Origin of the sequence: Alkalilimnicola sp. S0819 (assembly GCF_009295635.1) — a bacterium.
GTDB lineage: Bacteria > Pseudomonadota > Gammaproteobacteria > Nitrococcales > WHIW01 > S0819.
The window spans coordinates 22,603-35,421 of sequence record NZ_WHIW01000008.1 but is presented as its reverse complement, the minus strand read 5'-3'; the positions used below and the strand labels follow the sequence as shown (position 1 = coordinate 35,421).

General features: G+C 65.3%; 13 protein-coding genes and 2 tRNA genes. 4 read left to right on the top strand and 11 right to left on the bottom strand.

Translation table 11 applies throughout. The features are described from left to right. The first annotated feature begins 138 nt into the window (after positions 1 to 138). Positions 139 to 936 (top strand): glycosyltransferase, encoded by a 798-nt coding sequence (locus tag GBG68_RS08460; RefSeq protein ID WP_193222267.1) that lies wholly within the window; start codon positions 139 to 141, stop codon positions 934 to 936. Further along, a complete protein-coding gene (locus tag GBG68_RS08455; protein WP_152146508.1) occupies positions 933 to 1,685 on the top strand; it encodes a class I SAM-dependent methyltransferase in 753 nt (250 codons plus the stop codon). The genes GBG68_RS08460 and GBG68_RS08455 overlap by 4 nt, the downstream gene beginning before the upstream one ends. On the opposite strand, the gene GBG68_RS08450 is transcribed toward GBG68_RS08455, so the two are convergent. From GBG68_RS08450 to GBG68_RS08405, 10 genes are all read right to left on the bottom strand, one after another. Continuing rightward, positions 1,672 to 2,565, bottom strand: coding sequence for a lysylphosphatidylglycerol synthase domain-containing protein (locus GBG68_RS08450; RefSeq protein WP_226801747.1), 894 nt, complete (start codon positions 2,563 to 2,565; stop codon positions 1,672 to 1,674). The two genes, GBG68_RS08455 and GBG68_RS08450, sit on opposite strands and share 14 nt — an antisense overlap. 142 nt (positions 2,566 to 2,707) lie before the next feature. Then, positions 2,708 to 2,784: transfer RNA gene (locus GBG68_RS08445), tRNA-Met, on the bottom strand. Positions 2,785 to 2,852: 68 nt separating this feature from the next. Further along, positions 2,853 to 3,944 carry a redox-regulated ATPase YchF gene (gene ychF, locus GBG68_RS08440; RefSeq protein WP_152146506.1) on the bottom strand — a complete coding sequence of 364 codons (1,092 nt, stop codon included), beginning with the start codon at positions 3,942 to 3,944 and terminating at the stop codon, positions 2,853 to 2,855. 88 nt (positions 3,945 to 4,032) lie between these two features. After that, positions 4,033 to 4,614, bottom strand: a complete 582-nt coding sequence (gene pth, locus GBG68_RS08435) for an aminoacyl-tRNA hydrolase (RefSeq protein WP_152146505.1) — start codon at positions 4,612 to 4,614, stop codon at positions 4,033 to 4,035. Positions 4,615 to 4,632: 18 nt separating this feature from the next. Continuing rightward, entirely contained in the window at positions 4,633 to 5,280 is a 648-nt protein-coding gene (locus GBG68_RS08430) for a 50S ribosomal protein L25/general stress protein Ctc (RefSeq protein WP_152146504.1), read from the bottom strand. A 173-nt stretch (positions 5,281 to 5,453) separates the two neighbouring features. Then, positions 5,454 to 6,392 (bottom strand): ribose-phosphate diphosphokinase, encoded by a 939-nt coding sequence (locus tag GBG68_RS08425; RefSeq protein WP_193222265.1) that lies wholly within the window; start codon positions 6,390 to 6,392, stop codon positions 5,454 to 5,456. Between the two features lie 84 nt (positions 6,393 to 6,476). Continuing rightward, positions 6,477 to 6,551: transfer RNA gene (locus GBG68_RS08420), tRNA-Gln, on the bottom strand. Then, entirely contained in the window at positions 6,531 to 7,418 is an 888-nt protein-coding gene (ispE, locus tag GBG68_RS08415; RefSeq protein WP_152146503.1) for a 4-(cytidine 5'-diphospho)-2-C-methyl-D-erythritol kinase, read from the bottom strand. The genes GBG68_RS08420 and ispE overlap by 21 nt, the downstream gene beginning before the upstream one ends. Continuing rightward, complete coding sequence (gene lolB, locus GBG68_RS08410) at positions 7,405 to 7,989, bottom strand: lipoprotein insertase outer membrane protein LolB (RefSeq protein ID WP_152146502.1); 585 nt, start codon at positions 7,987 to 7,989, stop codon at positions 7,405 to 7,407. Before lolB ends, ispE begins: the two co-directional genes overlap by 14 nt. Next, positions 7,986 to 9,722, bottom strand: a complete 1,737-nt coding sequence (locus GBG68_RS08405) for a tetratricopeptide repeat protein (protein ID WP_152146501.1) — start codon at positions 9,720 to 9,722, stop codon at positions 7,986 to 7,988. The genes lolB and GBG68_RS08405 overlap by 4 nt, the downstream gene beginning before the upstream one ends. 127 nt (positions 9,723 to 9,849) lie before the next feature. Between GBG68_RS08405 and hemA the strand changes: the two genes are divergently transcribed. Further along, positions 9,850 to 11,106 carry a glutamyl-tRNA reductase gene (gene hemA, locus GBG68_RS08400; RefSeq protein WP_152146500.1) on the top strand — a complete coding sequence of 419 codons (1,257 nt, stop codon included), beginning with the start codon at positions 9,850 to 9,852 and terminating at the stop codon, positions 11,104 to 11,106. Continuing rightward, a complete protein-coding gene (gene prfA, locus GBG68_RS08395; RefSeq protein WP_152146499.1) occupies positions 11,103 to 12,188 on the top strand; it encodes a peptide chain release factor 1 in 1,086 nt (361 codons plus the stop codon). The genes hemA and prfA overlap by 4 nt, the downstream gene beginning before the upstream one ends. A gap of 76 nt (positions 12,189 to 12,264) precedes the next feature. Here prfA and dksA read toward each other — a convergent pair whose 3' ends face one another. After that, positions 12,265 to 12,696, bottom strand: a complete 432-nt coding sequence (gene dksA, locus GBG68_RS08390; RefSeq protein WP_152146498.1) for an RNA polymerase-binding protein DksA — start codon at positions 12,694 to 12,696, stop codon at positions 12,265 to 12,267. Positions 12,697 to 12,819 lie beyond the last annotated feature (123 nt).

Here is a 12,819-nt window from a genome sequence, read left to right as displayed (position 1 = left end):
TACCTTGAGACACTCAGGCAGGTATTTCACATCGAACGTACCTGGCACCCCGACTTTTACTTGGTGGGTTTCCGGGGCCACGAGCTGTATCCGCTCCTGAGGTCTTTCCTTCCCGGGGAAAGGATCATCTTTGACAATATGATGTCACCCACTCTGTCCCTGCTTGAGGAACGCGGTCTCGGCGCAGCACGAAGGAAACTGGTGTCATCAACGATTGCGCGTATCGAACGATGGATATTGCATGATGCCGCCGCTGTTCTAACGGACACCTCCGCACACATCGATGCCTTCAAGGAACACTTTCAGCTCCAACACCAACAGTTGGAGGCCATTCCCGTAGCTGCTGACGAGACCTTTCAAGCTGCCTCTCCTCTACCGCCAGGCAAACGAACCGTGCTTTTCTACGGCTCCTTTCTCCCCCTTCATGGCGCCACGTACATACTTAATGCACTCAGGAGGCTCTCTCTCCCCGGAGTGACCTTCCATTTCGTCGGGGGGAGCAATTCCGACAGTAGTGACATCGCGCGGCTACGCAGCGAGAACACAGCGATAGAAGTACGCCATGATCGCCATATCCCATTCGACACGCTGATCGGAAAACATCTTGCGCAAGCATGGCTATGCCTGGGAGGCCCTTTTGGAGGAACGCCCCAAGCAAAGCGTGTGGTAACCGGGAAAACAGCACAGGCGCTGGCGATGGCGGTGCCCACCATGGTCGGTGAAAGTCCCGCCGCGTGTGGCTTGATTGATCGCAAGAATTGTCTCGCGGTTCCTCAGAGGGACGCAGACGGAATCGCTGCCTCGATTAAGTGGGCTTACCACAACCCTACCGCCCTGGCCGAAATAGGCAACGCAGGGCAGGCTCACTATCGCGAACACTTGAGCATGAGTAGAGTCAAGGATTCGCTCGGATCCCTATTGAGAAGGCTCTCATGACCTACTACCCACCTCGCTACCTGTTGCGTAGAGCGTCCATGATCCGGCAGATAAGGCCTGGAGGGTCGTTCCTGGAAATAGGCCCAGGGGAGTATCAGCTTTCCCGGGAGTTGGCCAAGCTGTTCGATGATGGCTGTCTGGTCGAGTTCCACCCGGAGGCCCAGGCCCGATACACATCCTGTCTCTCGGCAGACGAAAGAGAGCGCGTCCGCCTGGTGGTTGGAGACTTCATGGCGGCTGATTTCCATCAGCAGTTCGACTGTGTGATCGCCTGCGAAGTCCTTGAGCATATTGAGGACGACTCAGCCTTCCTTCGCAAAATGATGGCAGCGCTCAAGCCCGGTGGACAAATGCTTTTATCGGTACCCGCCCATGAGCGCTACTGGAGCACTCATGATGATCTGGTAGGTCACCTTCGGCGATACAGCCGTGAGCAGCTGGCAGACGCACTTAACGAGGTGGGCATGCAACAGACCAAGATTTTTGGCTACGGCTATCCGTTCATCCACGCTTTCAGATTAGCAAGGGAAACGTTTGCCTTGTTACAAAAGCCTGGGAAATCCCGCTGGAATACAGAGCAAAGGACGAAGCGCAGTGGAATAGACCATGCACCGCGACGATTTCATTGGCTCGGCGTATTAGCCAACCCCATCACATTCTGGCCGTTGGATTTCATAGCGCAAAAATTCGAACACACCGACCGCTCTGACGGCTTTATTGCGTTAGCCTATAAGCCTATATCCTGGTGATTCGTGGGTGCAGGAGAAAGATACTCATCAGAAGCTCGGTGGCCATAAGCCAAAATCTGAACAAGACTGTCAGGATCACCGCATGCTCAACGGGCATCGCCGGAAGCAGCAGAGCGGTCGTTACAGCCTCACGCACTCCGATACCGCCCGGAGCAAAAACCGCGAAGAAACCTACGGTAATGCCCACCACATTCGCCAAGATCAACCAGCAGGTGCGCGCAAGATCAGGCTCCACACCTAAAACTGCCGGTTCGATGACCGTCAAGCTCAAGCTAAGAAACAACCAGACACAAACGTGAGCCAGAAACACTTTGGCGTATGACCTTGGATCAGCTATCCGTGACAACAGCCCATCCATACGCTTGAACATTCGTTCAACGAGTCGGAGGGCCAAGCCTAACCACAAGGGTGTCAACGCCACCAATAGCGCAAGACCTAAGGCCACCAGCCAAAATGCCGGGGAAATAACAATGGCTGCGGCTACCGCCCCCAGCACCACACCGGCGTGTAATAAGGCTATTTGTTCCTGCAGGGTCGCGGAAGCGACCTCCGACGGGCCGCAGCGCTCGCCAAGTGCCATGCCTCGCGCAAACATGCCCCAAACCTTACCTGGTACATACTTTCCCAGATTAAGTGCGGCAACATGCGCTACGGCCTCCATTAACGTCACCTGCAAGCCGCAGCTTCCCCGCAGTGCCAGACGCCAAGCGCAGCTTGCTGCCAAGACATAGCATGCATGGAAGCCCACCAGGGGCAGGATGTACAGCGGCTCAAATACTAGGTCAGCCAGCATTACGTCCGGAGAGGCCAAGCGTGACGCCAACACTCCGATACCCGCGAGCAGCAACAAACTGAACCAATAGCGCCTGTATCTGCGCACGGCAATCAGAGGCTAATGTCGTTATTAGACAGCATGGACGAACTATAACAATCCCGGTGCGAGGAGTCTTCGGACGCGGGCTACCTGATCACGAAAATCGTGATTACTAGCTCGCTTGGACGATCTTGTGATTTCGCAGAAATGGTGGCTACGGGTGGATTCGAACCACCGACCCCAGCATTATGAGTGCTGTGCTCTAACCAGCTGAGCTACGTAGCCGTACAAGGTAGGCAGGGCCGGGATTTTCCAAGACCGGCCCCGGTCTGTCAAGGGTGCAGCGGCGCGGTTCAGACGTTGAACCGAAAATGCATCACATCCCCTTCCTGAACGATGTACTCCTTGCCTTCCAATCGCAGCTTGCCCGCTTCCTTCGCGCCCTGCTCGCCCTTGCAGGCGATATAGTCGTCATAGGCCGTCACCTCGGCGCGGATGAAGCCCCGCTCGAAGTCGGTGTGGATGCGCCCGGCCGCCTGGGGCGCGGTGGAGCCCTTGCGCACGGTCCAGGCGCGCACTTCCTTCTTGCCGGCGGTGAAGTAGGTCTGCAGGCCCAGCAGCTCGTAACCGGCGCGAATCAGCCGGTTCAGGCCCGGCTCGTCCAGGCCGTACTCGGCCAGGAATTCCTTTTTCTCGTCGTCGTCCAGCACCGCAAGCTCGGCTTCAATCGCGGCACACAGGGCCACCACGCCCGCGCCTTCCTGCGCGGCATGCTCACGCACCTTCTCGAGCAACTCGTTGCCCTCGAAGCCGTCTTCGAGCACGTTGGCGACGTACAGCACGGGCTTGATGGTGAGCAGGTGCAGATCGCGCAGTAAAGCACGCTGATCGGCGTCCAGGCCCTGGGCGCGCACGGGCACGCCCTCGTTGAGTCTTGCCTGCACGTCCTTCAACAGGTCGCGGCGGGCGATAGCAGCCTTGTCGCCGGCCTTGGAAGCCTTCTCGGCCCGCAGCAGGGCCTTCTCGACACTGTCCAGGTCCGCAAGCTCCAGCTCGGTGTTGATGATCTCGATATCGGAGAGCGGGTCCACCTTGCCCGCCACGTGGTGCACGTCCTCGTCCTCGAAGCAGCGCACCACATGGGCGATGGCGTCGCACTCGCGGATATTGCCCAGAAACTGGTTGCCCAGCCCTTCGCCCTTGGAGGCCCCCGCCACCAGACCCGCGATGTCCACGAACTCCATGGTGGTGGGAAGGACTCTCTCAGGCTTGACGATGGCGGCCAACTCATCGAGCCGCGGGTCGGGCACCGGGACGATGCCAACGTTGGGGTCGATGGTGCAGAAGGGGTAGTTCTCCGCCGGAATCTCGGCCTTGGTCAGGGCGTTGAACAGGGTGGACTTGCCGACGTTGGGCAGGCCGACGATGCCGCATTTGAATCCCATGAGTGTGCTCCGGTGTGTGGTGGCGGGAAGGGGAATTCTCGATTCCGCCATCGGCTGCATCGCGGCGACGGGCGCCGCGGCGCGACAATCAAGTGTGCAGACGCTGCTGCGCTCGGCCCCAGTCGCCTGCCAGCAGCCAGGCCATGCAGTCGGCGGCCTGGTCGGCGGCATCGCGAATGGCCTGCTCCTCGGCGGCGGGGGCGCGACTCAGCACGTAGCCGACCACGGCGTCCTTGTGGCCGGGGTGACCAACGCCCAGACGCAGCCGGCCGAAGTCGCGGCCGAGCACGCGGATGGTGTCGCGCAGGCCGTTGTGACCGCCGTGCCCCCCGCCCTGCTTCAGCTTCGCCTGGCCCGGGGGCAGGTCCAGCTCGTCGTGCACCACCAGGATCCGCTCGGGCGGAATCTTGTAGAAGTGCGCCAGGGCCTGGATGGACTGGCCGCTCTTGTTCATGAAGGTCATGGGCTTGAGCAGATGGCAGTCGACACCGTCCAGGGTCACCCGGGCGAGCTCGCCGAAGAACTTGCCCTCGGCACGAAAAGACCCGCCATAACGGCGGGCCAGTTCGTCCACGAACCAGAACCCCGCGTTATGACGGGTCTGCGCATAGCGCTCGCCCGGGTTCCCCAGGCCCACGACCAGTTCGACCTTCGGTGCCTGTTCGGCCACGTCAGCCTCGCCGCCCGCTTACTCTTCGCCGGCTTCCTCGGCGCCCTCGCCTTCTTCGCCTTCGCCCTCATCGCCGACACCGCCGCGGGGCGGGCGAATGGAGACCACCGGCTGGTCATGCTCGGCGCCCTGCTCCAGTATGCGGCTGACCACGCCCTTGGGCAGGGTGATATCGGACACATGCAGGATGTCGCCAATATCCATGTCGGCCAGGTCCACTTCGATGTTATCGGGCAGATCCTGGGGCAGACACTCGACTTCCAGCTCGATCATGGCGTAGTTGACGCGACCGCCGCCGAGCTTCACGCCCTTGGCGGATTCGGCGTTGAGGAAGTGGAAGGGCACGTGCATGACCATCTTCTGGCCCTTGACGACGCGCTGCAGATCAAGATGCTCGATCAAGGGCTTGAAGGCATGGCGCTGCATGTCCTTGAGCACTACCTGCTCGGCCTTGCCGTCGATCTTCAGCTCGAGGATCTGGGAGTAGAAGGCCTCTTCCTCGGCCAGGCGCAGCACCTGCTGCGCGGCCAGGGTGATGGCCACGGCGTCCTTGCCGCCACCGTAGACGATGGCGGGGATCTTCTTCGCACGGCGCAGGCGGCGGCTCGCACCTTTCCCCAGATCCGTGCGCTTTTCAGCATCAAGCTTGAGTTCAATAGTAGACATCTCGTCTCTCCATCAGAACCGCGATTGGCGGTCGGCGCCTCCCCCGCGACCTGGTTCGGCGCCTTGCTTAAAGAACGACCCGCGCGGGGCCGTTGTGCTGCGGCAAAATGCCGCAATTCTGCGGGGTGGCGCGGCCACCCTGTCCGGTAGAAGCGGCTCCTACCGGGGGGTTGTCAGTCTACAAACAGCTCGCTCACCGACTCTTCGCTGCTGATGCGGCGTATGGTCTCGGCCAGCATACCGGCCATGCTGAGCTGGCGGATCTTGCTGCAGGCTTCGGCGGCCTCGCCCAGCGGAATGGTATTGGTGACCACCATCTCATCGAGCTGGGAGTCGGTGATGCGCTCGATCGCCTTGCCGGAGAGCACCGGGTGGGTGATGTAGGCCACCACCTTGAACGCACCCCGCTCCTTGAGCACCTTGGCGGCTTCGCACAAGGTGCCGGCAGTGTCCACCATATCGTCGACGATGATGCAGGTCTTGTCCCGCACGTCGCCGATGATGTTCATGATCTTGGCTTCGTTGGCCCGGGGGCGGCGCTTGTCGATGATGGCCAGGTCCGCGTCGTCCAGCCGCTTGGCGATGGCCCGTGCCCGCACCACCCCGCCCACGTCCGGGGAGACGACGATCTTGTTCGGGTAGAGCTGTCGCCAGATGTCGCCCAGCAAAATGGGCGAGGCGTAGACGTTGTCCACGGGGAAGTTGAAGAAGCCCTGGATCTGGTCGGCGTGCAGGTCCACGGTGAGCACGCGGTTGATGCCCGCCGCGGACATCATGTCAGCCACCAGCTTGGCGGTGATGGGCACGCGCTGGGAGCGCGGTCGCCGGTCCTGGCGGGCGTAACCGAAGTACGGCACCACGGCGGTGAGCCGGGCGGCGGAGGAGCGGCGCAGGGCATCGGCGATGACCAGCAGCTCCATGAGGTTGTCATTGGAGGGCGCACAGGTGGGCTGGACGATGAACACATCCTTGCCGCGCACGTGCTCGTCAATCTCCACGGCCACTTCACCGTCGCTGAAGCGGCCAACTTCCGCCTGCCCGAGGCGCGTGTTCAGATTCTCCGCTATGGCTTCCGCCAGAGGGCGGTTGGCATTGCCGCTGAAGACCATCATGCGACCATTTCCGGACACGAGGCACCACCTGCACTAACAACGACAGCCCGGCGCGCGGGCCGGGCTGCATGGGATGGAAATGAATGGCTGGGGCGGCAGGATTCGAACCTGCGCATGCGGAGATCAAAACCCCGTGCCTTACCGCTTGGCGACGCCCCAGTTGTCCTTGCGCACCCGCTCCACCGCCAGCCGCGCCCGCAAGGGGGAACGCTGCAGGCCGCGGGCGACGAAACCCTGCCAGCCCGCGGGCAGTGTTGCCAGCACCGCCTCGGCCCGCGCCCGCGCCGCGAAGGGCGCGAACACACAGCCCCCGGTGCCGGTCAGGCGGGCCGGGGCGTGGCTGGAGAGCCAATCCAGGGCTCGGGCCACGGGCGGATACCGTGTACGCACCACCGGTTCGCAATCGTTGCGACACCGATGAAATTCAAGGGGCGGTATTTTGATACGCGGGGTATCCCTTGTCAATTCAGGTGCCGTGAACACCTCGGCGGTGCTCACGCTCACCGCCGGGGCGATGACCAAAAACCATTGTTCGGGCAGCGCCAACGGCTGCAGGCGCTCCCCCACGCCTTCGGCGAAGGCACTTTCGCCGCGCACGAAGACCGGCACGTCCGCTCCCAGACGCAGGCCCAGCGTGGCCAGTTCCTCGGTGGAAAGCTCCGCGCCCCAGAGCGCGTTCAAGGCCACCAGGGTGGTGGCCGCATCGGAACTGCCGCCCCCCAGCCCGCCCCCCAGGGGCAGGCGTTTGCGCACCCGGATATCCACGCCCTGGCGGATACCGGCCTGTGCCTGCAGCAGGCGGGCCGCGCGCACTACCAGATCCTCTTCCGGCGGTACCGCCTCGGGGCCGGCCGAGCGACGGATAGCGCCGTCACCGCGGGGCACGAAGTCCAGCTCATCACCGTGGTCCAGCAACTGGAAGACGGTCTGCAGCTCGTGGTAGCCGTCGGCGCGGCGCGCGCAGACGTGCAGGAACAGGTTCAGCTTGGCCGGCGCGGGCCAGCCGACGGATTCAGGGCCTGCCATCGAGCACCCATTCGTTGACGGCCAGGCGCAACTCCACATCGGGGCCGCGCAGGTGCAGCACCTCGGGCAACAGGAAACCGCCGACGCTGACGTATCGGCGGTACTCCACCTCCCAGGCTCCCTGGGCGAGGGCGCGCGGCAGGCCGTCCTCGTCCCTTTGCAAGCGGGCGCCCCCGCCCGGCTGGGGCAGGCCGCGCAGCCAGTATCCCAGCGCCTCCACCGGCAGCGGGGCCGGCAGGTAAGCGGCCAGCAACTGCGCGGGGCTCGCCGCGCGCAGGATCCGGTCCCGGGTCTGCAGGCTTGCCCGGCCCGGCTCGCCCCGCAGGTGCAGGCTGCCCGCCCCCAACGGGGCGCGCAGCCAGATATCGTAGGCGGCGCCGTCCTGGCGCCAGGCCACGCTGAACCGGCCGCTTTCGCGCGGGGCGCGCAATACCGCGCGCCCGCTGAGCGACCACTGCTCCACCGCCAGCAGGGCCTGCTCCCGGTCGCCGCGAACGTCCTCCTGGGGCGGCCGGGTGGCGCAGCCGACCAGCAGCAGTGCGGCAAGCAACACGGTCAACCAGCACTTCACCGGGTCAGTCGCTCCATGGTCTCACGCACGGCGGGGCTCGCCGAATCACGCTCCAGCACCGCCCGCCAAATCGCCCGCGCCTCCTCCCGCCGGCCCAGCTGCCAGAGCACCTCGCCGAGATGCGCGCCGACTTCCTGGTCTGGGTAGAGTTCGTAGGCCCGGCTGAGATAATCCAGCGCCTGCTCCAGTTCGCCCATCCGGTAATGGGCCCAACCCATGCTATCGATAACCGCCGGGTCGTCCGGGGCACCCTGGTAGGCGCGGCGGATCAGCGCGAAGCCCTCCTCCACCCGCTCGGTGAGATCCACCAGAGTGTAGCCCAGCGCGTTCAAGGCCCGGGCATTGTCCGGGTTGCCGGCCAGCACCGCGCGCAGATCCTCCTCGGCGCGGGCCACATCCCCCGCCTCGGCGGCCATCAGGGCACGGCTGTAGAGCAGATCGGGCTCCCCGGGGTGCCTCTCCAGAGCCTGATCCAGCATTGCCCGCGCCTCATCCCGGGCACCGGCCTCGCGCAGCAGCGCCACTTCGCCCAGCCAGGCCTGCATCGCCAGCTCCGGCTGGGCGTTTCGCAGTTCGGCGAGCATTTTCCGGGCGCCGGCCAGGTTGCCCTCGGCCGCCAACACCGCGGGACGGCGCAACTGCGCCCGGGCCTGGTACTCGCCGCCCTGCACCCGGCCGTACCAGCGCAAGGCCCCTTCCAGATCCCCTTCGGATTCTGCCAGGCGACCCAGGAAATACTGCGCCGCGTCGGTCTGCTCCCCCAGCTCCAGCAGCTTCAACAGATAGCCGCGCGCCTGCTCCGGCTCGCCGGTCTCCAACGCCAGCAGACCTGCGGCGTAGAGCACCCGGGCGTCGGCCGGCCGCTGCCTGAGCAAGCGCCGGAACTGCGCCAGGGCCTGCTCGGAAAAACCCGCGCCCAGCAGTCCGCGGGCGTACTGAAGCCGCAGCTCGTAGTCCGCGGGCTGACTTTTCAGGGCCTGATCCAGGGTTTCCAGGGCGGCCACCTCGTCGCCGGACCGACGCTGCGCCTCGGCGCGCAGGAACCAGGCATCGCGCCAGTCTGGACGCAGCGCCAGGGCACGGGCGGCGGCTTCATCCACCAGCGCGTAGCGCTGCTCCCACAGCGCCAGCCGCCCCAGCGCGAGCTGTGCGTCGGGGCTGTCCGGAAAGCGCTCGGCCAGCGCCTCGCCCACCGCCAGGCTGCGATCGGCGGCCGAGGACTGACGCAGATCCGCCAGCAGTTGCTCAAAAGCCTCGGCGGTGGCGCCACTGCCCTCGACGAACTCGGCGAGCAGGGCCAGCGCCTCAGCCTGGGCGCCCGCCTCCAGGCGCAGCAGGCCCAGCAGGCGCAGGGGCTGGGGGTCTTCCGGCGCCCAGACGCGCCAACGCTCGGCGGCCTCCCGCACCAGCTCATCGCGCCCCAGGTAGCGGGCCAACTGCGCGGTGCGACTGGCCACCCGGGGGCTGTTGCTCAAGGCCATGGCCTCCCGGTAGTAGCCGAGCGCCGCCCCCGCGTCCTGCTCGCGCAGCGCCATCTCGGCGGCGAGCAGCTTCAGCATCAGATCCGCATCGGCACTGCGGGGCGGCGCCTCGGCCGCGGGTTCGGGCGCCGGGGCAGCTGCCTCACGGGGCTGCGGCCCGGCGCAGGCAGCCAGCCCCAGAGCCAGGGCCGGCGCGAGCAAGGTGATCAACGAAGGGCGTCTAGTGCGCAACATGCGGGGCAACTCGATCATCCAGGTTCCCCCCCCTTTTAACACAGGCCGAGCGCAGCTCGCATGGGCCGGGCACGGAGGCCGGCCATGGGATAGGCGGAAAACCGCCGGGCTGCTAGAATTGCGCCAGCTTCACCGCTGGAAAATCATGTCCCTTCTCGTCCTTGGCCTCAGTCATCACAGCGCGCCGGTAGAGGTCCGCGAGCGGGTCGTGTTCGATGCAGAGCAGCTTCAGGGTGCTCTGCGAGAACTCGGCACCGAGCGGGGCGTCGCCGAGGCCGCGATCATCTCCACCTGCAACCGCACCGAGCTCTACGCCGTGGCGGAGCAGGCCGAGGTGCTGCGCGCGTGGTTGCACCGCCATCACCGGCTCGCCCCGGACAGCCTGGACGGGCACCTCTATCAGCATGAGGGCGAACAGGCGGTGCATCATCTGTTGCGGGTGGCGAGCGGGCTGGACTCGCTGGTGCTGGGCGAGCCGCAGATCCTCGGCCAGGCCAAGAGCGCCTACGGCGAGGCGCTTAGCGCGGGCACCCTGGGCGGGGTGCTGGACCGGCTGTTCCAGCACAGTTTCGCGGTGGCCAAGCAGGTGCGCAGCGACACCGCCATCGGCGCTAGCCCCGTGTCGGTGGCTTATGCCGCGGTGCGCCTCGCGCATCAGATCTTCGGTGAACTGGGCCAGCAGCGCGCGCTGTTGATCGGCGCCGGCGAAATGATGGAGCTCACCGCGCGGCACCTGCGCGATCATGGCCTGGGCGGGCTTACCGTGGCGAACCGTAGCCTGGAGAAGGCGCAACAGCTCGCCGCCCAGCACCAGGGTCGCGGCATCGCGCTGCCGGACATCCCGGCGCAGCTGGTCGAGACCGACATCATCATCGCCTCCACCGCCAGCCGCCTGCCCATACTCGGCAAGGGCAGCGTGGAGCGGGCGCTGAAGGCGCGCAAGCACCGCCCCATATTCATGGTGGACATGGCCGTGCCCCGGGACATCGAGCCGGAAGTGGGCGAGCTTGCCGATGTGTACCTTTACACGGTGGATGATCTGCGCGAGGTCATTCAGGAGAATCTGCGCTCGCGCCGCGAGGCCGCCCGGCAGGCCGAGGCGATCATCGTCGAGCAGAGCGGGCGCTACCTGCGCTGGCTGCGCAGCCAGGACGCGGTGGCGCTGATCCGCGAATACCGCGAGCGCGCCCGGCGCAGCCGGGACGAGGTCATGGCGCGGGCCCAGGCCCGGCTGCGCCGGGGCGAGCCCGCCGAGCAAGTGCTGGAGTATCTGGCCTACACCCTGACCAATAAACTCACCCACGCCCCCACCCGCGGCCTGCGCGAAGCCGCCGGCGAGGGGGAGCAGGCGACTCTGGCGGCCTACGCCCGGCTGCTGGACGTGGCAAGGAAACCGCAGTGAAAGCATCGATCCGCAACAAGTTGGACCAGCTGGCCGAGCGCCACGAGGAAGTGAGCGCCCTGCTCTCGGAGCCGGGAATCATCGCCGAGCAGAACCGCTTCGCCCAGCTTTCCCGGGAATACGCGCGCCTGGAGCCGGTGGTGCACGGGCTGCGCGATTATCGCCAGACCGAGGAAGACCTGCGGGCCGCCGAAGGCATGCTGGCCGATGGTGACGCGGACATCCGCCAGATGGCCGAGGACGAGATCCGGGCGGCCCGGGACAGGCTCGCCGAGCAGGAGCAGGCATTGAAGCTGCTGCTGCTGCCCAGCGACCCCAATGACGACAGCAATATCTATCTGGAAATCCGCGCGGGGACCGGCGGCGACGAGGCCGCGCTGTTCGCCGGCGATCTGTTCCGCATGTACAGCCGCTACGCGGAGAGTCAGGGCTGGCGCATCGAGGTGATCAGCGCCAGCGAGGGCGAGCACGGCGGGTTCAAGGAGCTGATCGCCCGGGTGGTGGGCCAGGGCGCCTACTCCCGGCTTAAATTCGAATCCGGCGCCCACCGGGTGCAGCGGGTGCCCGAGACCGAATCCCAGGGGCGCATCCACACCTCCGCCTGCACGGTGGCGGTGCTGCCGGAGGTGGCGGACGTGGAGGAGATCAGCATCAACCCGGCGGATCTCAAGGTGGACACCTTCCGCGCCTCGGGCGCCGGCGGCCAGCACGTCAACAAGACCGACTCCGCCATCCGCATCACCCACATCCCCACCGGTGTGGTGGTGGAATGCCAGGAGGAGCGCTCCCAGCACAAGAACCGCGCCAAGGCGCTGTCCTTGCTGCAGGCGCGCCTGACCAGCGCCGAGCGGGAGAAGCAGCAGGCCGAGCAGAGCAGCCAGCGCAAGCTGCTGGTGGGCAGCGGCGACCGGTCCGAGCGGATCCGCACCTACAATTTTCCCCAGGGACGGGTAACGGACCACCGCATCAACCTCACCCTCTACAAGCTCGACGAGGTGCTGCAGGGCGGGCTGGAGCAGGTGATCGGGCCGATCATCAGCGAGTACCAGGCGGACCAGCTGGCGGCGCTGGCCGGGGAATGATGCGGAGGGGATCGCGGTACGGAACGAAGAAAGGCCGCAGAACGCGGCCTTTCTTCACAATGCTGCGGTTCGGACGTCACGCCACCCGCTGCTTCTCCCGAATCTCTTCCAGGGTCTTGCAATCGATGCACAGCGTGGCCGTGGGGCGAGCCTCCAGCCGGCGCAGGCCGATCTCGATGCCGCACTGCTCGCAGTAGCCGTAATCGTCCTGACGGATCTTCTCCAGGGTCTGGTCGATCTTGCGAATCAACTTGCGCTCGCGGTCACGGGTGCGCAGTTCCAGGGCGAACTCCTCCTCCTGAGAGGCACGGTCCGCGGGATCGGCATAGTTGTTGGCGTCGTCGCGCATGTGGCTCATGGTGCGCTCGACTTCTTCCTGGAGTTGCTGCTTCCAGGTCTGCAGCAGATCACGGAAATGATCCAGCTGCTCGCGGCTCATGTACTCCTCACCCTTGCTGGGTTCGTACGGCGTAAAATCCTTTACCGGCGCATGTTGTTTCTGGGACATTGGTGCTTTCCTCCCTTAGCCCACCCCGCGACGACTCATGTCGCCGGGGGCCGCCCGCCCGTCCATTTCGAACCGACGGCGAGCGCCCTTATCGTTGAATTGGCGCTGTTGGCATCAGCCAAG